The 19,810-nt window shown below is 36.4% G+C and carries 22 protein-coding genes; 4 read left to right on the top strand and 18 right to left on the bottom strand.

Features of this window, described 5'->3' with window-relative positions; all coding sequences use genetic code 11:
• Positions 1–25: 25 nt before the first annotated feature.
• Positions 26–400, bottom strand: a complete 375-nt coding sequence (locus tag RTW14_RS06620; RefSeq protein WP_312648917.1) for an IS110 family transposase — start codon at positions 398–400, stop codon at positions 26–28.
• A gap of 604 nt (positions 401–1,004) precedes the next feature.
• Here RTW14_RS06620 and RTW14_RS06615 point away from each other — a divergent pair.
• Positions 1,005–1,223: a hypothetical protein gene (locus RTW14_RS06615; protein WP_312648916.1), complete on the top strand. Its 219-nt coding sequence runs from the start codon at positions 1,005–1,007 to the stop codon at positions 1,221–1,223.
• Entirely contained in the window at positions 1,213–1,410 is a 198-nt protein-coding gene (locus tag RTW14_RS06610; RefSeq protein WP_312648915.1) for a helix-turn-helix transcriptional regulator, read from the top strand. Before RTW14_RS06615 ends, RTW14_RS06610 begins: the two co-directional genes overlap by 11 nt.
• Before the next feature lie 770 nt (positions 1,411–2,180).
• Here the strand turns inward: RTW14_RS06610 and RTW14_RS06605 are convergent.
• The 5 genes from RTW14_RS06605 to RTW14_RS06585 all read right to left on the bottom strand — a co-directional run bounded on the left by RTW14_RS06605 (position 2,181) and on the right by RTW14_RS06585 (position 11,735).
• Positions 2,181–3,236 (bottom strand): helix-turn-helix domain-containing protein, encoded by a 1,056-nt coding sequence (locus RTW14_RS06605; RefSeq protein WP_312648914.1) that lies wholly within the window; start codon positions 3,234–3,236, stop codon positions 2,181–2,183.
• 86 nt (positions 3,237–3,322) lie between these two features.
• Positions 3,323–9,523 (bottom strand): YncE family protein, encoded by a 6,201-nt coding sequence (locus RTW14_RS06600; RefSeq protein ID WP_312648913.1) that lies wholly within the window; start codon positions 9,521–9,523, stop codon positions 3,323–3,325.
• A gap of 343 nt (positions 9,524–9,866) precedes the next feature.
• Complete coding sequence (locus RTW14_RS06595) at positions 9,867–10,895, bottom strand: S-layer homology domain-containing protein (RefSeq protein WP_312648912.1); 1,029 nt, start codon at positions 10,893–10,895, stop codon at positions 9,867–9,869.
• Complete coding sequence (locus RTW14_RS06590; RefSeq protein ID WP_312648911.1) at positions 10,895–11,095, bottom strand: helix-turn-helix transcriptional regulator; 201 nt, start codon at positions 11,093–11,095, stop codon at positions 10,895–10,897. The genes RTW14_RS06595 and RTW14_RS06590 overlap by 1 nt, the downstream gene beginning before the upstream one ends.
• Before the next feature lie 391 nt (positions 11,096–11,486).
• Positions 11,487–11,735 (bottom strand): type II toxin-antitoxin system Phd/YefM family antitoxin, encoded by a 249-nt coding sequence (locus tag RTW14_RS06585; protein WP_312648910.1) that lies wholly within the window; start codon positions 11,733–11,735, stop codon positions 11,487–11,489.
• 651 nt (positions 11,736–12,386) lie between these two features.
• Here RTW14_RS06585 and RTW14_RS18820 point away from each other — a divergent pair.
• Positions 12,387–12,686, top strand: coding sequence for a TIGR04104 family putative zinc finger protein (locus RTW14_RS18820; protein WP_442871563.1), 300 nt, complete (start codon positions 12,387–12,389; stop codon positions 12,684–12,686).
• Between the two features lie 300 nt (positions 12,687–12,986).
• Positions 12,987–13,061 carry a putative holin-like toxin gene (locus RTW14_RS18815; protein ID WP_442871565.1) on the top strand — a complete coding sequence of 25 codons (75 nt, stop codon included), beginning with the start codon at positions 12,987–12,989 and terminating at the stop codon, positions 13,059–13,061.
• A 341-nt stretch (positions 13,062–13,402) separates the two neighbouring features.
• Here RTW14_RS18815 and RTW14_RS06580 read toward each other — a convergent pair whose 3' ends face one another.
• The 12 genes from RTW14_RS06580 to RTW14_RS06525 form a co-directional block, all read right to left on the bottom strand.
• Entirely contained in the window at positions 13,403–13,636 is a 234-nt protein-coding gene (locus RTW14_RS06580; protein WP_312648909.1) for a hypothetical protein, read from the bottom strand.
• Between the two features lie 211 nt (positions 13,637–13,847).
• Positions 13,848–14,345: a hypothetical protein gene (locus RTW14_RS06575; RefSeq protein WP_312648908.1), complete on the bottom strand. Its 498-nt coding sequence runs from the start codon at positions 14,343–14,345 to the stop codon at positions 13,848–13,850.
• A gap of 16 nt (positions 14,346–14,361) precedes the next feature.
• A complete protein-coding gene (locus RTW14_RS06570) occupies positions 14,362–14,598 on the bottom strand; it encodes a hypothetical protein (RefSeq protein ID WP_312648907.1) in 237 nt (78 codons plus the stop codon).
• Positions 14,599–14,631: 33 nt separating this feature from the next.
• A complete protein-coding gene (locus RTW14_RS06565; protein WP_312648906.1) occupies positions 14,632–14,772 on the bottom strand; it encodes a hypothetical protein in 141 nt (46 codons plus the stop codon).
• A 10-nt stretch (positions 14,773–14,782) separates the two neighbouring features.
• The gene (locus RTW14_RS06560) at positions 14,783–14,917 is read right to left on the bottom strand and encodes a hypothetical protein (RefSeq protein ID WP_312648905.1); all 135 of its coding nucleotides are present in this window, start codon (positions 14,915–14,917) and stop codon (positions 14,783–14,785) included.
• A 2-nt stretch (positions 14,918–14,919) separates the two neighbouring features.
• Positions 14,920–15,069: a hypothetical protein gene (locus tag RTW14_RS06555; protein WP_312648904.1), complete on the bottom strand. Its 150-nt coding sequence runs from the start codon at positions 15,067–15,069 to the stop codon at positions 14,920–14,922.
• A 16-nt stretch (positions 15,070–15,085) separates the two neighbouring features.
• The gene (locus RTW14_RS06550) at positions 15,086–15,961 is read right to left on the bottom strand and encodes a hypothetical protein (RefSeq protein ID WP_312648903.1); all 876 of its coding nucleotides are present in this window, start codon (positions 15,959–15,961) and stop codon (positions 15,086–15,088) included.
• A 10-nt stretch (positions 15,962–15,971) separates the two neighbouring features.
• On the bottom strand, positions 15,972–16,508 hold the full coding sequence (locus tag RTW14_RS06545) for a hypothetical protein (protein ID WP_312648902.1): 537 nt from the start codon (positions 16,506–16,508) through the stop codon (positions 15,972–15,974).
• Between the two features lie 27 nt (positions 16,509–16,535).
• Positions 16,536–16,895: a hypothetical protein gene (locus RTW14_RS06540; protein WP_312648901.1), complete on the bottom strand. Its 360-nt coding sequence runs from the start codon at positions 16,893–16,895 to the stop codon at positions 16,536–16,538.
• 1 nt (position 16,896) lies between these two features.
• Positions 16,897–18,333 carry an ATPase, T2SS/T4P/T4SS family gene (locus tag RTW14_RS06535; protein ID WP_312648900.1) on the bottom strand — a complete coding sequence of 479 codons (1,437 nt, stop codon included), beginning with the start codon at positions 18,331–18,333 and terminating at the stop codon, positions 16,897–16,899.
• A complete protein-coding gene (locus RTW14_RS06530; protein ID WP_312648899.1) occupies positions 18,326–19,126 on the bottom strand; it encodes a hypothetical protein in 801 nt (266 codons plus the stop codon). The genes RTW14_RS06535 and RTW14_RS06530 overlap by 8 nt, the downstream gene beginning before the upstream one ends.
• 14 nt (positions 19,127–19,140) lie before the next feature.
• Positions 19,141–19,809 carry an SAF domain-containing protein gene (locus tag RTW14_RS06525; RefSeq protein WP_312648898.1) on the bottom strand — a complete coding sequence of 223 codons (669 nt, stop codon included), beginning with the start codon at positions 19,807–19,809 and terminating at the stop codon, positions 19,141–19,143.
• Between the last annotated feature and the right edge of the window lies 1 nt (position 19,810).

Genomic DNA, 19,810 nt, shown 5'->3' with positions numbered 1-19,810 from the left:
GTTCTTCTAGTCATAATTAGAATAGCTAATCGATGACTTCTGCATCATCACTGTCACCTTTTTTATACATAGCTCGGCATTTGTCTTGTCTATGAGCAAAGGAAGTATTCACATCCTTGACTATCAAACCTTTAGAAATAAACCCGACTGCTAGCCCTCGACCGTAGCCGTAAGCGTTCTCTAATCCGTAAACAGATTGTTTCTTTTCAGTGAAATACTTGTTCGCTTTCCTAATCAACTTTGGGAATTCAGCTAGTGTATTGACATAGGTAATTTTGCCGAATTTTATGTTACAGCAGTCTAAAATAACTGCTGTGTGAGAGTCTTTATGCAGGTCTATACCCACATAAATCAGTTCTTCTTTTCGCTTGCTCATGTTGATTTCCCTGCTGTTTGGCAACCGAACCACACCCTCAACTGATAAGTCTCTCTACTGGAATCACATCCTCTGACGGCCAAGGGGACAAGGGAGGGTAAGTATTATTGGGTCTGGAAGCCCTAGACTCCGTAACTGGAGTTATCCCTGAAATTTCAGAGGCACCTAAAAAAGTTCCTTTTTCTTATAATCTCCGATTCCTATTATAACATTATTACCTATGGGTCCACCTATTTCTAACCATTACCGCTAAAAGGTGTTCTTTATCCTCTTTCCTAGAACAGACTGTATCAAGAACGTTCATAATAGAGTTATTTTACTGATTATTTTCCATTGCTGCATAACTGTTAATGATTCCTCCCCGCCGTTTGTCATGATCCGTAACATTAAAACTTTCATTATTTTTAGTTCTTGACCTTTCAGCTGCATTTATAAATCCTGCAGCATATTTTACATTTGCCTGGATAACGGCAGGAGTTAAAGTCCCATTAAAGGTCCTGAATTCTATAGGTTTCCTTTGTTTTGAAAGGGGAAATATTATGAAGAAGTTTTTATTCTATACCACAGCTTGCTCTGCTATTATTCTTGCTCTTGGCAAATTATTTATTATTTAAAGGAGACTAACTATATGAAAAGAATGGATGAAATGGAAATGGCAATTAATCTTACATCAATAAAATGGGCATGGTTCTATACTGTTTTATTCTTGTTTACATGGACAATATTAGACTATGTAAAGCAAGGTGATTTTAACACTCCTGCGTTCCTACTGCTTATGACTCAAAATTTAATTTTCTTGGCAATCAGTCAATATTTAAAATGGAAGCTTGGCAAAGATGAAAAATAAAATTAAGGAACTTCGCAAACAAATAGGGTTGCGTCAAGAAGATCTTGCCAATGAACTAGGTGTAACTCGCCAGACGATTAATGCAATTGAAAACGATAAGTATAATCCAACTTTAGAGTTAGCTATGAAACTTGCCAAGCTCTTACACACACCCGTTGAGGAAATTTTCGAACTTAATGTACAATAATGTCACATTGATAAGGACAGCCGCCTTTATTTAAAAGGTTCTGACTGTCCTCATAGTATCTAATATCAAATCGCCAGACTTATTGCTATAGTCTCAGCAGAATGCCATTCAATAGATCATATCTAGCAATCACAAAGTCATACTCTCTAAATTTCAAGTATTAAAATACTGTTACACCAAATTCGCAAATATTAGCCTTCAACCTGATCTAAATCGGATTCTGTAATTATCAATAAATTCATCGATATTTATATCTTGTTATAAATTCACTATATCTTGATAAAAATTTAGAAAATAAAAAAAGATTTGTTAAATACGATATGTATCTTACAAATCTCAACAACTAAAAAGTAGAATTATAAGGATGGGCGGTGTATCCATCATCTCAGGTACTCTTTACAGAGTGTGCCGGGAACCATTTCCGACCTCAGATAATTCTACTAATACTTATTATATCCTTTTACCCGCTGACTGCCCATCTATTTCTAACCATTACTGCTAAAAGATGTTCTTTATCCGCCTCCCTTTTCCCTTAAAGAAGATGAATGATGAATATAATTAAAGTTATTTATGTAGTAACGTAATAGATAATAATAATATATATATACTGTTTCTAGTAATACTGTTTCTATTAGTGTCCTTGTTTTCCGTGTACGGGAAACAAGGACATGGGTAATTTCAACGTTTTCACCGTGTCCTTGTTTTAAGGACATGGCAATCATATTGAAATTCTAACGTTTTGCTCCGTGTCCTTATTTTAAGGACATGGTCTAAATAGACAGTTTCAAGCCATTTCTCTTTAATAATTCCGTTCTTTTAGTAAGAAGCTTTTCGTTCTCATTTTTTAATGATTGAAGTAGTAATTCATTACCAGATAATACTGCTTTAGAAACTTTCTTCATGACCTCTGTAATATTTTCATCTAACTGTTTTAATTCAGGATATTGTTTATATGCTTTTATCAGTTCCTGCTTTTCTGCTTCCATCTTTTCTACTTGTTCTTTTTCATCGGCTTCTTTCTGCTCTTTTGTTTTCATAATTAACTCTTCATTTTTATTTTTATTGCGAATATCGAAAATACTATTTGCAATACATGTTTGAAGGTAAGATTTTCGGTTTATAAGCGTTTTTTTGTTTTTTACCATAATTTGTACGACTAATCTAATATGGTCGGCAGTAAGCTGATTTAAGAGGCCCTCAATAGCCTCTCTCTTTTTAACATTACCCCCTATCGATATCTGTTCTGAAATATTCATGTCCTCTACTGCCATAAAAATATCTTCTATAAGTTCTGCATGATCTGGATCACAAAGTTTTAAATTATCAATATCCAGCCTTTGTCTAAGCTCCATTACACTGGCTCTTTCTTTAACATGTAATTTTTTTATACCAGACTTTTTCTGCCTTCCCGCAGGTTTGCTATTCTGGTTTTCTGTGTTTTCATTTTTCTTCATATCTTCAGGAACATTTTCATCTGCAACTACTGGATTGGGTAGTGCCACTATTGTGTAAATGTTTTTGTCAAAGGTTCCAGTACTGTTCTTGGTACGTTCAACTCTTATGTAATCTGCATCTGTTAAATATTTAAGGTGTTTATAATATCTATCTTTTGACATTTGTAATTCTTCCAGCATGATGTTTCTGCTTGGAAAAGCCTGATTTCCTCCACCTGCAAAACTAGCCAGATAGCTATAAATACATTTTGCTTCAGGAGTTAATCGCTTATCTCGCATAACAATCTTAGGGTTTAAACCATACCCTTGTGCCATAATTCCCTCAACTCTTAATATATCCACCAGCTGATGTTTCTTTTCTTTCTTTGCCATGATTTACTCCTTTCAAAAAATGAAAAAAGGAAGATTCTAAATTTATCTTTAAAATCTTCCTTTAAACAATACCTATTTAATTTTTTTTAAAACGCTCGATGCAGCTTCCAGTAGTCATCCATATTGTCTACTATCACCCTCACTTCATGTCTTTTTATAGTGCCGCCGCTATAGTAAGCTGTAAAGGTGAAGGTCAGCTCAACAGGTTCTTTCCTTCCCCATTTATTGATCGTCGATCTGTCCCAAAGACTTCCTGTATAAATGGATTCCCCTGCGGTGTTTTTCTTCCCGCTGTTTTTCATATTCGCCTTATAGGTTGTTCCATTTATGCTACACGTAACCTTTTCGGGTGATCCTGCAACTTCGGCATTTAGCATAAACTTTTCACCTGACCAGAATACATTTGTTCCTCTGGCTCTTGGCACTTTTAACTTCATATATTCTGCATAGGGAACACTTCGGTTTATCTCATCTTTGAAACGGTTTAAATTATACTTCTTACGGTTTATCTCCCACTGCTCCGTATGATAAACCTGCCCCGTTATTTTCCCCTCTGAAACTACTATGAATTTGTACGTTCCCATTCCAGCTCCTGTCTGATCTCTTACAGTACATACCACTTCATAGGTTCCCGCCTGTGCTTTATCCGGTAATGCTCCCGTATCGGTGACTGGATAAACTATATTCCCTACCGCTGGTGTACCATCTACATGTTTGCCATTAACAGATATTTCTCCCAAAGAATCTGTAGGCTTTATATTCTTTTTTCTATGGGTAAATATATGTTTTCTATCTTTGTAAACCTCTGTTGTAAGATTCAAAATGTCCTTTTCCACATCGTCTATCCCTACATTAATGCTAAAGTAGTTGTTTTCTGTTACCTTTGCTGGACTTGTACTAATTCCTGCTATCCAGGGTGCTGTGGCACTGCCCTCAACATAAAAGGTTAGCTCTGCTGTGTTGGAAACTTTATCATAGGTCGAATAACCCCCAGGGATTAATCCTCTTGATGTATCATCGTACTGCCAATGATAAACCGTATATTTGCCATCCACATAGAATCGATCTATCGGTTTATCTAATATTTTAAGACCCTTTGCTTTTGCTATGCTTAAAGCCTCGTCAATGTTCACTGCTCCTGTTGTAACGGCCTGCCCGCAGATGGATTTTATGCTGCCGTCTTCATCATAAATAATGGCTGCATCTGGATTTTCTCCATCGTTATAAGGAATATGAGAATATAGCCAATATTCTTTTTTGCTTTTATCATTCTCGTAATCTGAATAATAGATTTTATAGGATACTAACTGTCCTTTTTTATAGACAAGTGGTGCATCTTCTTTCTTTTTAACTGGCTCTACCTGTTTCATGACGGCTATACCACTTCCTTTGCTTTGCACGTTCCATCCAGCAAGACTGTTTTCATAGGCAAACTTTTCAGTAAACTGCAGCCCCTTGGCATTCCCGTCATTTATCATTTTAAGTCTCAGATTAGAGATCAGAATATTTAAATTATTGTTACTGTTTATGCTGCTAAATCCTATTATGGTATTTCTGTCTTTTTCTTCAGCTATTTTACATCTTTTTATCGTAACGGGATTTGATGTGGTATCAATCCAAACAAATTCTTTTCCAGCCTCATGGAAGGTAAGTCCTAATTTTTTTGAGTTATCTCCCCCTCCGCAAGCCATAGCCCCTCCGACCACAACGGCAGAAGAAAGTCCCCCAAATTCGTCAGGTGAAAGGGGCAGTATTTTAAAATTACTCAAAGTCACTCCTTGATATTCTCTGTATTTAGTGCTTTTATAATAATTTATAGTAACCGTCTTTCCTGCTTTTACTAAAAGAACATTGCTTCCTATAAGTCTTCCTTCGGAACTGTCCGGATTATCAATGGAACCGGAACCCCAATCGGAATCCCAGCTTGCAATCAACATTTTATCGGCCGGAGCACTTATACTAAAATATTGACTTCTTCTGGCTTCTCCATCAGGAAACCATGAGGTTATAACATCTCCGTTATTGGCCCATTTCTGATTATAACTTTCTCCTAATTTTAAGTACTCTATACCGGTCAGTGCATTTAACGCCCTTCTGGAATCTCTGCTAAGCTCTACATAAGCTAAGTCTTTCGGTGACGTGAAGGTTCCTGTCACGGGTGTCTGAGTTCCTTCCTGCAGGTTCATATCCTTTGGGTTAAAGGCATTATCCTCCTTTGAGATGTAACCGGCTTCAATTGTCTTAATTACACTGCGCCCTCTTCCTGCATCAGAGGATAAGGTATGGGTCCCTGCTTTTAAGAATACAATGTAGGAAGATACCGCCTCATAACCTCCACGTTCACATTGCTCTGCAATTCCCTGTCCATCCAGCATGATTGTCCTGCCGTAATTTCCATTGTAATCAAAGTCGTTATTCATAGTAAATTCCGCATATCCATCTTTTTCAAGGGTAAACACCACTTTTCCTGTTCCAGAAGGTTCATTTCTCCCATTTCCCCAACTGCTAAAATCCTTTTGATAGATTATTTCCTTATAATATCTTGTACCATACTCTGCATCCTGCGTGGGCTGGACAGTAAAAGTGTCTATAGCCGGTCCTGACAGTACCTGCATATCATAGCTATATTCATATTTCTTCCCAAGAAGCAGGGTTATTCCTTTTTGCACTGTGGCTGGATTCTCTTTATCTCCCTTTAACCAGAGCCGGTATCCCGCTTCTTCCCCTAATGCCCTTATTTTTTCCGCAAGACTTGCAAGCTTTTCACCTGCGCCTGTATTGATATCGGCGCTTTTGGCTCCAGTCTTTTTCAGATACTCATTGGTATTGGCTAACTCTTCCTTCCCGGTACCTATAAAGGCTGCATAACTATTTTCCTCATCAAGGAAAACAGTTCTTTTCAAGGCTTTCAGCGCAATATCATCCGGAGAAGTTCTATATTTCTTAAAATACAGATAATAAAAGTTGTTTCTTCTCCCTCCATTATATCCATTGTTAAAGGAATAAAAGCCGTTGTCATGCAGGGTTATCTCTCCGGTATAGGAATCCAGGGTGCTGGTGCTCCAATCTTTTATCCACTTTTGGCTTTTTAAGTCGTAAATGGCTGATTTTCCATAAAATCCTCCCTCATATATGGAGATTGTATCTTTCTCCCTGTTATAATAGCCTTTATCCAGATAATTTTCAGTTCTGCCGCTTCCGCTAATTTCCGCAATCAGATTTCCATGCAAATCATACATTTCAGCAGAATGTCCTAGCGCTGCCACCACATAAAAGCAGTTTCCTCCGGAATCTAAAACCATTCCTCCTGTTATCTTATATCCGTGGGCATTCTTGCTGTATATATGTTTTTGACAAGCATTTACGGTATCCACCAGCCATAAATCTCCTCCCCAATCGCTATTGTAGTTATAGTCCTGTCTCTGGATTAAGATTTTTCCGTCATTACTCCAAGCTTTTATAGCTGGGACTCCCCCTCCCATTAAACTCGGCTTAGAAAGATAATTGTAAACAGGAGCAATATTCTTACTAATCTGTTCTGAGGACATATCAAAGCTGCCTATATAATACAGGCTGTCTGCCAATTTTGCAGCATAGCCTATCTTTCCTTTATTCATGCGAGGCTGAGCAATGGTATTATCACTGATTACACATTTGTATTGCCCTGTTTTAAGGTCTAACCGATATATCCCTGTGCCATTTGCACAGTATAACCTTTTCTCATCATTGCTCAAAAATACTTCACCGTCTAAAAAAACACCTTTTATCCTTGTCAGATATGCCCCGGTGTTTCGGTCAAGAATGATGGCGGATTTAGTTCCATTTACCGTTTGATTGGCAACAACATATTTTTCTCGGTTCCTGTCTATATAGATACTGGAAACATTATCCGTACCAATAGGATAACTCCATACTTCTTTTGCCGTATCATTGTCATAAGCTGCTATTTTAAAAGAATTACTGTCGCCTCCATGAACTAAATACATCATTTCTGAATCACAATTATTTGCCCCACCACCTGCTGTATTATCTACATTTACTGTTGCCTGTCCCTCTTTTGATCCATCCACCAGTTTCACTAAAGAGACATTTCCATCTATGCCTTTTTCAATCAGTGCTGCCTGGAGACTGTTCAATTGATTTTGCACCGTCTGATACTCACTGGCCTTAACCATGATGGCAATATTCGCCTTAAGCATTTCTAATGGTTCTATGCTGACAACAGGAGCAATATTAATGACCTCTGTTCCTGCTGTGGTTTCTGCTTCTAAATAATCTGACGGATTTATGTATTCTTCCAAGGTGGGTTCAGTCCAGATATCCTTTACATGGAGTTTAACCGTTGTTTTCCCTACCCCCTCTTTATTCCAGCCTATGGTCTGATTTGTACCAAAAGCTAAATTTTCATAACCATTTACTGTAGCAGCATTAACAAAATCACCCATCTTTTTATTGTCTAACGGGTTGTGATTTACAATGCTCCAGGTTCGTTGCAGCTGATCACCATCACTTTGACTTCCGTCTGCTGCTTCAAGCTTGGCTGTATTGGTTCCCTCTGCCCTTAAAAACGCAGTCTGCATATTGATTGCCGGCACGGGAGGTTTATCGGGAACCACATCAAATTCCTTGTATGCATCATCGGAATCTCCCTTGCTGTCAGTTACCTTTATCCGATAACTGAATCGTTGCGATGCATCCCCGGTTAAATCGTACCGTGGATATTTAGTTAAAAACTCTACAGTTAAAGTCGTCCAATACTGGTCTTTTATTTGGCTCTTGACTGTTCTTGTTTTGATACATGCTCCGTTTTCCTGCGGTGCTGCCTTAGTCAGGCTAATAAGTTCATTACTCTTTAAATCCTTTATGGTGATGTCATAGTCCACAAGTGGTTTATCCGGATAAGTGGCCACATTAAAGGTCAGTACTTGCTTTCGATTCTGTTTTTGAACCCCTCCCAAACTATCCGTTACATAAGGAGTTTTTCTAACCTCAATAGTTTTGGTGTCCGTAAGCTTTTGCCCTGTTGGTTTTAAAGTTACTTCCAAATTAACCGGATACGTTCCCCTCTTGGGATAGGTTACGATAGCATTATATCCGTCTCTTTTTACAGTTCCACCCTCTGTTCTAAATTTATTCGATGCAATTTTTTCTTCATATGCACGCTGGGCAGAGTATCTTACTCCATCTACTGTAAATTCAGACCAGTCTTCTGCATCTGCAGGCCAGCCTTCATAAGTATATTTATCAAGGTCTAATATTGCCTTTGCTTCTATCTCTCTGCCATCTATGATATTTACTGTCTTTGTCGCTGTGTCTGTTAATCCATTAACGGTAACACCTTTTATTTCATAGGTTACGGTACATTGTTCTGCAAAAGACTGACTTATACTTTGCCCTGTATTTTGTCCCTTTGCTCCTGTTCCTTCCCAGGTGGCTATTAATTCTTTTGTTCCATTACCTACCGTTCTGTATACCTCAGCATAATTTAGTACTGTTTTTTCCCCTACTCTGCAAGCATCCACAACATTAAAGGATTCATTCATCTTTGCCTCTTTAGGCACTTCCAAATCTGCAATAATGCTTTCAGGATCAGGGTCTGGAATTTCCACCATTTCTTTCACATCATACTGAATTATAACGGGAGTGAAATACATAAATGCATGTACTTTCTTATCTACTCCGTTTCTTCCTTTATTCAGCTTTGAGTAGAGACTTGGAAAGTTTTTTGCTACATCGGCTTCCGGATTGTCAGAGTTAGGCCCGGCCATAAGGCGGAAAACCTCATCAATTTGCTTATGGTCTAACTTATATGCTAAATCATATTCTTTTATACTGTTCATGCTTGCATTGTATGAAAAACTGACTGTTTTACCGCTTGCCCAATAATTGGTTACGTTTATATATTTTGATGCATAATCCTTATAATTATCATCAAAATATGGTTTACGTTCCACGTTGCTGGTGTAATGTTCTTTATCATCCCATTTGAAATTAGATGCATTATATTGATATACCTTTACATTAGATACCTCTTTAGGAAATGTTATACTGGTATTCACATCGTACATTGTCCCATTTGGCCCAACACCATCATCCCAGATGATATTACCCTTCTTATCTTCTGTTCCCCATATATGCTGCACCCCTATATCCAGGTGATATTTGGTTACCTTTTTTTCTACAGTAAGTGCTTTTACCTGATTTGGGGTAATAAAAAACCCCGAAAGAATCAGGGTAATCATTAAAAGTACAGATATACTTTTTCGTATTATTAAGTTGTTTGTCATTTATCAGGATTCCTCCTTTTTCCTTGTCTTTTACTTCCTATTTTGATATATTATTTACATGGATTGCCGTTTGGCGGATTTCGGTCACTTCCTTATAAGGAGGTGATGCTATGGTCACACATTCAGAACTCTTTCAGTTCGGATTGCTTATTGTAGCCATTGTTTCCTTGTGTATTCACAAGCGTAAATAAATGCAAAACCGCCTATTCCTTTTCGGTTTAGACGGTTTCTCAAATCACTGTATTTGGACTGAACCGCCATACCAAAAGCGGTAATCCTTTTCTTTATTATATCCACATTTACATAAAAAATGCAAGTGTTTTCCTATCTTTTCTTTTTTAAGCTACTTTCCTTTATATAAAGGATTTGGCATAATGCCTATTACATGATCTATATTCTTATATCTTGGGAATACAAAGTACTGGATAGTTGTTATATCACATTTATATTGACCATCACCTGAAAAGGCTACTATGTTATTATCTTTCATCAGGTACATATTTCCCCAACCTAATTTAGTTGTTGGTTCTCCATTAATTTCAACCCAAGAATACCTCCCATTTCCACCGTTGGTCACCTTATATCCTAACATATCCTTTACAAATTCATAGCTTGTGGCTTCAGCTAGCAGGCTTCCGTATCCTAAGTCTATATCTTCCTGTTCATACGTCTTATAATTCTTTATAACGGAAGCAATGTCGGTTCCGGATGTTGACTTCCCTTCTTCCTTTTTTTCTCCAGGCAGAACCCTTTTACTTTCATCAACAAGCCTATATATAACCGTTGCACTTTCCGCTCTTGTCAGTGTTTTATCTGGTCTAAAGGTACTGTCCTCATAACCTGTTATAATTCCGCTTGCATAGGATTTTATGATGTCATAATCATGTTTCACCGTGGAATTTACATCCTTTAAACTACTTTCCAGTTTATCATAGTTATCAATTTTTTTATCTCCTAAAATTGATGAAATAATAAGAGCCATATCACTTCTAGAAATCTGATTGTTTAACTGCTCTGCTTTAATGTCTGTACTTCCAAAATATTTTAGTTCCAAGGCTTTATCATAATATCCTTTCGCCCAATTGCCTGTTGCACTGTTTCCGACATCCTGCCCTGTAGATGCAATAAGGGCCATCTTTATAAACTCACCATAAGTAACAACATTACCTGGTTTAAAACTTCCATCATTATATCCCTTAACAATACCTTTCTGGCTCATGGTATTTACTGCTTCATAAGACCAGTTGGTATTCTTAAGATCGTTATATTTTGCGTTTCCCGCAGATTGCGCATTACTGCTCCCTGCATAAGCTACAGTTGCAGCTCCTATCAGCAAGGCTCCTGTTAATAATACGCTTACTAATTTCTTCATTAATTTTCCTCCTCAAAATCAATTAATTCTTCGATTAGCACGTTTAACGTTTTAGCAACCTTATGTATTTGGTACACATCTCTCGGAAGCCTTTCACCTCTTTCCCAGCCTTGTATCGTTCTGTATGGTACACCAGATTGCTCTGAAAGTTGTTTTATAGTTAAATTATTCTTTTTTCTTAAATTTCTTATATTATTCATACTTTAACCATATACCTATATGCGTGCATAGTCAAGTGGTTATTTTATTTCTTTGTCCTCTATCATTCATTCATCCTAATGACAAGCTTCTCAATGTTAATGCTTGTTTGTTTTGGATATTTAAAAACCCTGAAATTATCAGGGTTAGTATTAAAGGAAATTAGTTAATTATTTCAAAAAATAATTAAACGTCCTGCACAACAATAGGACGTTTAATTTAAAAACCATATTTTGAGCAACCGTTCATCGGTAGCTCTTTTTTATTGTAGCCATTGTTTCCTTGTGTATTCACGTTAATCGTTTTGGACTGAACCGCCATACCAAAAGCGGTAATCCTTTTCTTTATTATATCCACATTTACATAAAAAATGCAAGTATTTTCCTATCATTTCTACCAATTCACTTCACTTTCAGGAATGCATTCGTCTATAGTCATTTCTACCCCTTCCTTTATAGATTTTGCCAATCCAGGTACAGACAGAAGATACAGCATTTCTTCAATAGCTCGCCAATCATCTTCTGAAATGATTACAGCATTTCCCTTTTTTCCAAGGATCTGTACAGGCTCATGACTCTCATTTACTTCATTTATAAGATTAAATAAATTATTTCTCGCACTTGTAACATTGATTGTTTGCATAATATCAACCTCCTTGTATTTCATTATGTACGTTTTTATGTGAATTTTCAATGATATCCAACAATGAGTGTTTATCGTTCTAACCCTCTGCTTATTATTTAATTATCAATGTACTATTTACATTTTATTCCATATTTGCATTATACATTGCTTTTTATTATATGTAAATATTTTACATTTAAATTATAGTTTTGATACCTAACTTTTTTCTATTTCATTGAAAATCCATCGTGCATAATATACAATACAATTGTTCAAACATAATGTTTATTGTATCGTTTGGAGAGATTGGAGTAAAAATGAAAAGTCAAAAGTGCATTAAATGCAACCATGAATTTACTTATAAAGAAAAGTTCTTTACTTGTTTAACGCATAATTTTGTTTTGTGTAAAATCTGTGGAGCCAAGTATAGAACTACATTTACTAGCAAATTGTTACTATCCTTATTATTTATTGGGTTAGTCTTACTTGAACGACCTATTTGTAAATTCCATGAGGTGCCCTTAATTGCATTTATTCTTTTATATTTAGTTATATTGTTCTTGTTGTACCCAGTCTTTGCTCGATTTAATATAAAACCAATAACTGAACAAGTCGAAAACAAAGATCAAAAATAATCATAAGGTGTCATTACGACAGATTGGAGTAGATATGAAAAGTCAAAATTGCATCAAGTGCGGTCATAAATTTACTTATAAAGAAAAATGGGTTAATTCTCTTCTACATAATTATATTCCTTGCAAGCTTTGCGGAACCAAACACAAAATTGCTAGGATCAATAGCTTTATATTTATTATATTATTATTAATTCCTGTTTTATTCCATCCAGCTAACCATGCCATAAGTCATGTTTTATCATTTGGGCTATATATCTCTTATTGCATTTTCTTGACTTTACTGTACCCATTTTTCATTCGATTTAATTCCGTAAAATCAACAGATGAACACTAATGTTTGTAGTTAGGGTTATTACCTTATGCAAGCTCAAAAATAGCAACAGCCACCTAAATTAGAAATTTAGATGGCTTAAGTCTGACTTTCGGGCTAACCACCAATGCAAAGGCGGTGATCCATTTCTCCTTTATATTTGTCGATTCAAATATTGATTAAAGATTTCGTAGTCATTGAAATTTATATAGAAATCTGTTACAATTTACCATGAAAAGAGTCGTAAAGAGTGGTGGCTGGCTCTGTATCCCTTGGAGGTGATGTACATGGATACATCTTTTAAATCTACAAAGGAGAAAAGCCATGAGTGTTTATCAAGCTTTAATGCTTATGATAACATTTGCAATGTTAGTGCTTACAATTGTAAGTCTCAAATAAAGCAAAAACCACTCTTCTGGTTGGCGCCTTGAGTGGTTTTTCGTTAACTCGTTATTCTATTCATTGAGCCAGCTATCACTACGGCTCTTTTCTCTATTATATCCATATTTTCATTAAAAATGCAAGTCTTTTATATAATAAAGTCATATCTGTAACCTTAACAACAGCATTCCCCTAGAAAAAAGAGTAACGAATTTTTTCCTTTTACAATTGTAAGTCTCAAATAAAGCAAAAACTACTCTGTGAGTTTGGCGACCAAAGAGCGGTTTTTGATATTAATTATCTCTTTTTATGAGCCAGTCATTACTACGGCTCTTTTATCTATTATATCCACATTTTCATTAAAAACGCAAGTCTTTATCGATGGCCCTCCTTGTCACAAGTTCATTTTGTTTTATTTTAGCTTCCAAAATCTCTTTGTTTTCATCTGTATCTAATTTAAGCCATAGCTCATTCTTATACATTCTAAGCCTGTATAATTCATCTCTATACCAAATATACTCACCCTTAAAAAGCTTTCTATATAGTGTAAATTGTGGCCCATCGTTGATAACCATATATTCTGGTTTTTTCATTTTAACCTCCAACATATTCATATCCTGAAGTTCTAATCATTTCTGCATCCGGTAAAATTCCTCTATATTGAAACTTACCAGCATCTATTGTTACAACAACCATTGGTTCTGTTATTGTATTTTCATAATCGTTTAGTTGTTCCTTAAATTTAAAGGGATAATTTATCTTTTCAGATTTTGAATGCGGATTGATATAATTAAACCATCCATTCTACCCTCCAACATATTCATATCCTGATGTTCTAATCAATCTCTGATCACGCATAAAAGTCAGCCTATAATCATAATCTCCCATGTCTATGGTTACTATGACTCTAGGCTCACTTACCAGGCTTTTGTATCCAGTAAGCTTTTCTTCAAAAGTATAGGGGTATTCTATTCCTTTCTCCTCTCCTACCAACTGACTGCCGTTATATCTTGTCATGGTCCCATCACCTTCAAAGTAATATGTAAGGTATTCCTTGGGCTGATCCTTAAAATCATTTTGGATTAAATATTCAATCGCATCATTTCCCGCAGTTTTATTAAATACCTTATCTCCTTTGGCAAAAGAATCTTCATCATAATACAGCATTGCTGCTGCGGAGCAGTCGTCACAAATATGCTTTAACTGCTCCTGCTGCAATAGATAAATGTCATTGTCTACCTGGTAAATGGAGAAGGCTGAAAAAATCAGAAATATTCCAAAGAAATATAATAGGAATTTCATTTGTTACCTCCTTCATCTACACTGACAGTTTTTCTGAGGCTACAGCTCCATGAACTATATATATCCCCTGGTTTTCCTCATCGGATATGCCGAACAGTTTGTTTGCAGCTATTTTTTTATTGATTTTAACTCCTACCTCATAGTTGATTAGTTCCCTGTCATCAAAAGTCTCTGTTCTGTATTTAGGAACCTTTGTCACATTTACAGTTATATCATCCTCATCAAAACCCACATCTTTAATATCCGAAATCATTTTATCTGTTATCGCTGTCGTGAAATATCCTGCCTACCTTGCCTGCTCCTTTGCAGTATTTACTATATTTTCTACTCTGTCCATTCTAGTGTTGTTTACCATCTGAATTGTATACTGACACGGATACGGAGCAATCAGAACAACACAGATAAAAAACGCCAAACATTCCTTCATAAGCTGCCTCCTATGGAATCATTACACTTGCTGTTGCAGTGTTTGTCATAACCTCAGAACCGGTATTAAAAAGAGGTCCCGATATAACAATAAATACCGCTGCTATGACCCCCAGCCCTATACATGTAAATATAAACCCTTTCATATTTACATCAAACTGCCAAGTTTAGACACATTCGAGTGTGCAATACTGGTCAGTATTCCCTGTATGGAATCTGAATTTTTCCCGATTACAAATGTGAGAATTAATACTGCAAGTAATGCTAAACCAATTACATCATAAGTTATACCTTTCATCGCTGTTCTCCTTTTCTTATCTAAGTAACTCCAATGTTTTCATTGAATCAATTACAATTAAATACATAAAATTTCCCGCTATAATAAATGCTTCTGCCAAAGCAAACATATAGCGGATGGTATTTAGTTTTGTCATTTTCTTGTTTTTTCTTGTCCTTCGATCTGACTCTGCCTTTTTCTGTATCACGTTTAACTGTTCCCTGAACTCCTCCGCAGGAAGTTCGTCAAGCTTAACAAGTACGTTTGCAAACATGCTTCCCAGTTTTGTCCCAAAGGTCTCCTCAAAGCTTGTTGTAGCTGTTTCATTTTCCCCTTGCCTGATGTACCTAAGTGCAGATATAAATGCCTTTCTGGTCAGTTTGGTAAACGGTATTAGCCGCGTCAATATGTAATTTGCAGATATATCTTCACCGCTTGATATAATGATGTTTTTCATCTGCATGATTATACCTGTCAACTCCTCGTCCATCATCTCTGCCCTTCTTTTTTTAAGTCTAGTCATGATGATATAAAAAAGAGTTTTTCTGCCATGTACCATTTCTTTGGGATAGGTGAGATAATAAAGAAACAATCCCAGCACAAGAAATTTACGTGTTGTCACAATATCACCATGCATCAGTTTCAATATTCCTAATAATAACAGCCCCACGATTACCACCTTTCGTATGAGATTATACTTTTCTATATTCATATTGATTCCTGCCGATGCAAAGAGATCATCTTGTTTCTTATCCATCAGTATGGATTTTATTTTTCTAACCCTATAGGCAGGGCCGTCTCTGTAACGTACGGGCATCATGCTTTTGTCCCCCAAAAATCCCTTGCACGTCAGATATACTCCGGCAGAAAACATAATCACGATAACCGTATAATATCCCGTTGTAATGTGCATTTTTCCCCTCCTAAAAATCATATTTCTGTTTTCCTAAAACAGGAAAAACCATAAGGTTAACTGCTGCCAGAAATACCAGCAAGGTAAAAATGAACAGTCCTGCCGGCTCTACAAACTCATATTTTAAAATGGTATTCCACGAATACCCCACCATATTTTTAGCCATAAAAAGCATCAGAACAGAAAACAGAGGGCATAGTATTTTCACCATAACCTCTGTTTCCATTCCTTCTTTCTTATCAGCCTCTATAAAATTGGTGATTTCCTTTCCCTGCTCCATTATATTTTCAAGTCCTTGAAGAATATCAACGTCTTCTTTCACAGCATTGTATATATTATCTGATAGCATTGTTGCCCAAATCGTATCCCAGTTAGCAGTAAAATCCTTCAAAGCTTCCCGCAGTTCATCATCCCCTACATAAGAATTTAGCTTCAATTTTAATTGAAACAGGGCCTTCTTTGATAAAGTGGAATCACTAAGTGCCAGAATACATTTATCTATCGTTTCATAAATATTCTTATCGGATATCTTATACTGATTTATCAACTCAGCTATAAGGGTTTCTCCTTCAAATTAGCCGTTAACCTGTTTTATAAATAATTTTGTCCGTACATATCCATACGGCATGAAAGCCATTACCAGCGCTATTAAAACTCCCTTATAGCTAAAGGCTCTGAACATTACAATACTCATGGATATGAGGATTAAAAACGATAGAAAAACAAATGCCCGCATCTTTTCCTTTATATGTTTTCCGTTGGTTATCACTTTAAATATCTGGCCTATGTGCTTTTTGATTCTGCTTTCTGTTATTCTCTGATTTACTTTAGGTAATGAAATACTTTTTATAAAGTAAAGTATTTTTCCTCTAAATATTAAAAATAGACCTATGCAGGTCATCAGGCACATGAAGCGCAATACAATCCTATCCATGTTACAGTTTCCTCCACATTTTTAAAAATGCAGGATCACATACATGCTTTTCATTATCCGGAAGGGCTTCTGATAATTTTTTTAATTCCTTTTCAAATATTTGATAGGCTTCGTAGTTTTCCTCTGTCCCTATTTCCGTTTTATCCTTTCCTATGTCATAGGACCATACCCAGTCATCTTCAAGAATGCGGTATCTGCATATCTGATGCATGGTAATTCGCATCTGCTCGTTATCATACCTCATCTCCCAAATACCTTTAAGCCTTTTCTGCTTTCTGTCCCTTGGCAGGCTGAAAAAATTGAATATGTAATGAAAGCTTTTGGCAACCTTAATCATATTGCACCCTAAGTCGCCTCCACAGGCTCTGGTAATCTTATCTGCAACATCAAAACTGAAATCAATGGTTTCACTTGTATGAAGTGTTACCTTTGAATGTCTTGTGCCCATGTTAGCTGCCTCAACTGCAATATTCATCATTTCCCCATCTCTGGCTTCTCCCAGTACGACATACTGCGCATCTGAACGCTTTGCCGTTGTAATCACCTGCTTCATATATTTACCTGTGGGCACAAGCTGCATGATGGGAGCCTTTGGCATAATAAGGTGCAGCGGAATCTCAGGATCTGTTTCAATCTGAAGCCCTTCCATGGTGGGGTCTTCATAGCTCTGCCATACAGTCAGGAATGTTGTTTTCGCTGATTTTACCGGTCCTATAAATGCAGTATTGAACCCACATTTAACCATCTGCATAAATAGTAATATTGCTTCTTCTGGTATAGTATGCCTTGCTGCCTGAGCCTCAAAGGAAGAAACGTTGTTAAGGTAACGCCTGAAAACTATGGTTGGCTGATTGGCCTTTGTCATACCTGAGTCGTAATATATGGTTATACGTTTACCATCTAGTGAGTATATTTCATGGTATGCTTCGGACTTAAGCTTTTTAGGGTCAGCATTTAGAAGTGTGGTTCTTAATTTTTCAAATCTTTCTCGGTCTATAGTCTGTTTTTGCAGCTGCAGCACACCCTCTACGTCATTATAAATTCTCTCCCCTATGATCTTACAGGTTGAGCTTTCAATGAAGTTTCCGTCATCGTCCATCCAATTTGCAAAACCTGCAAAGCCATATCCTTCATGGTATATGGCTTCTGCAAGATTTTTGTACCAATCCGGAAACCATCCCGCTGATAATCTTTTTTCTTCTAAAATCTGCTGTATCTTATTTATGTAATAACTTACTTCTGCTTTATTTCCAAGAAGTGCTTTGTTATGCCTTCTTAGAGCCTCATCTTTTACTGCTTCTAACCCTTCTCTTTCATCCAGTATTTTTCGTACTTTGTCACATAATTCTTTAAAGCTTTCTAAATTCCCTTCTTTAAGGATTGTCTCTAACCCCTTTCTTTTATTTTCTGTATATTTTATAATGTCAAATTCACTCATATCTTTTTCCTCCTAACATTTCCAGACTGGGAAATATACTCTTTCTTCCGTGTTTTAAAATAAAGGGATGATTTTGGCTATCAGCATAAAATATGCTTTCTAAAATTTCCTCTATCTGCTTTTTATATGCCTTATCTAAATGCTCCAAACCATTTCCCTCTTCCTCTGCCTGCATCCCATAATCTGAATACTCAATAACGGAGCATTTGTCAAATTTGTAACTATCTCTTACTACTTTTTCGGATGGAAGAAAATGCTTGGAAATAAATTTATTTATTATCAGATCACTAAACTGTATCCCCAGTGTTTTCAATATATTTTCTTTCTGCATGTGTCTTGTAAAAGCTCTCTGGCTCTGTGTTGTTACCAGAAGATTTCTGCCTCCACAGTTTAAGGCTCCCAATCCCATACCTAAATCCACAGAGCAGCCGGCATCCGCAATGATATAGTCAAACTTTTTTTCTGACAGCTTCATAAGCCTTGTTATGTCCTCCGGCATATATTCTTTTCTCTGTTTCAGGATTCTGCTGCCCTGAAGCATATACAAATTTTTTCTTATGCTGCACATACTCTCCACTTCTTCTATAGTAAGTACATCACTTTTTAGTTTTACCTGGAGATTATCTATTCCGTAATTAAACTCAGTCTCTGCATATTCACCTCCCACGTATCCACTAAGAGAAAGTATCAGAATCTTTTTATCTGGATATTTACGTGCTGCATAATTGGCAGTACTCTGAGCCAGCATGGTACATCCGCATCCTGCATCTGCACCAAAATATACGATTAACATTTGCTTCACCTGCCTTACTCATACATCATTACAAATATTTGTCCTGCTTCTACCGTAGATTTAAGAATTTCATACTTTTCTTCGGATATAACAATTTCTATATTACTTACAGCCGCAGATCCATCCATTCTATCTGGTGTAACATCTATAACTTCTCTGTTGCTGGAATCCTTCACATAGGCAATTTTTGCCGATATAAGGGGCTTATCACTCCCTGCTGCAATAGATTCCATCCCGTCAGCGTTATTTTCCCTCATGGCTTTATCAATACCGTAAAAATAAACTAAATCACCACGCCTGATGGTTTGCGGATAGGAATATATCCACTCCATAGGAATACTTAAAATGTTATTTCCTTCTCCGGTTACAAGTTCTGAATCACTGAAAAACTCTTGGCAGAGCTGAAGCCCTCTTGGAATAAAAGTATTACTGCGCTTGCCAAGGATTAAATCAGGCTTTTGAATAACACCCTTTATCAAACTGCTTTTTTCTATTTTTATTACACCCAGCATATTTTTATCAATTATTGTTCCTTTTTGCACATCCTGTTTAAATACAATGACAGAATCGTAAGTAAAAGCTTCCCTTCCGATACTCTCCCATCCAAAGAAAAAAAGCACTGTAAACAGTATTAAAACTATTCCAGATGCTCCTATCAGCCTTTCTTTATGTACTTTTCGCATT

This window comes from Aminipila sp. (assembly GCF_032051575.1).
GTDB lineage: Bacteria > Bacillota > Clostridia > Peptostreptococcales > Anaerovoracaceae > Aminipila.
This window is presented reverse-complemented; position numbering and strand designations above follow the sequence as displayed.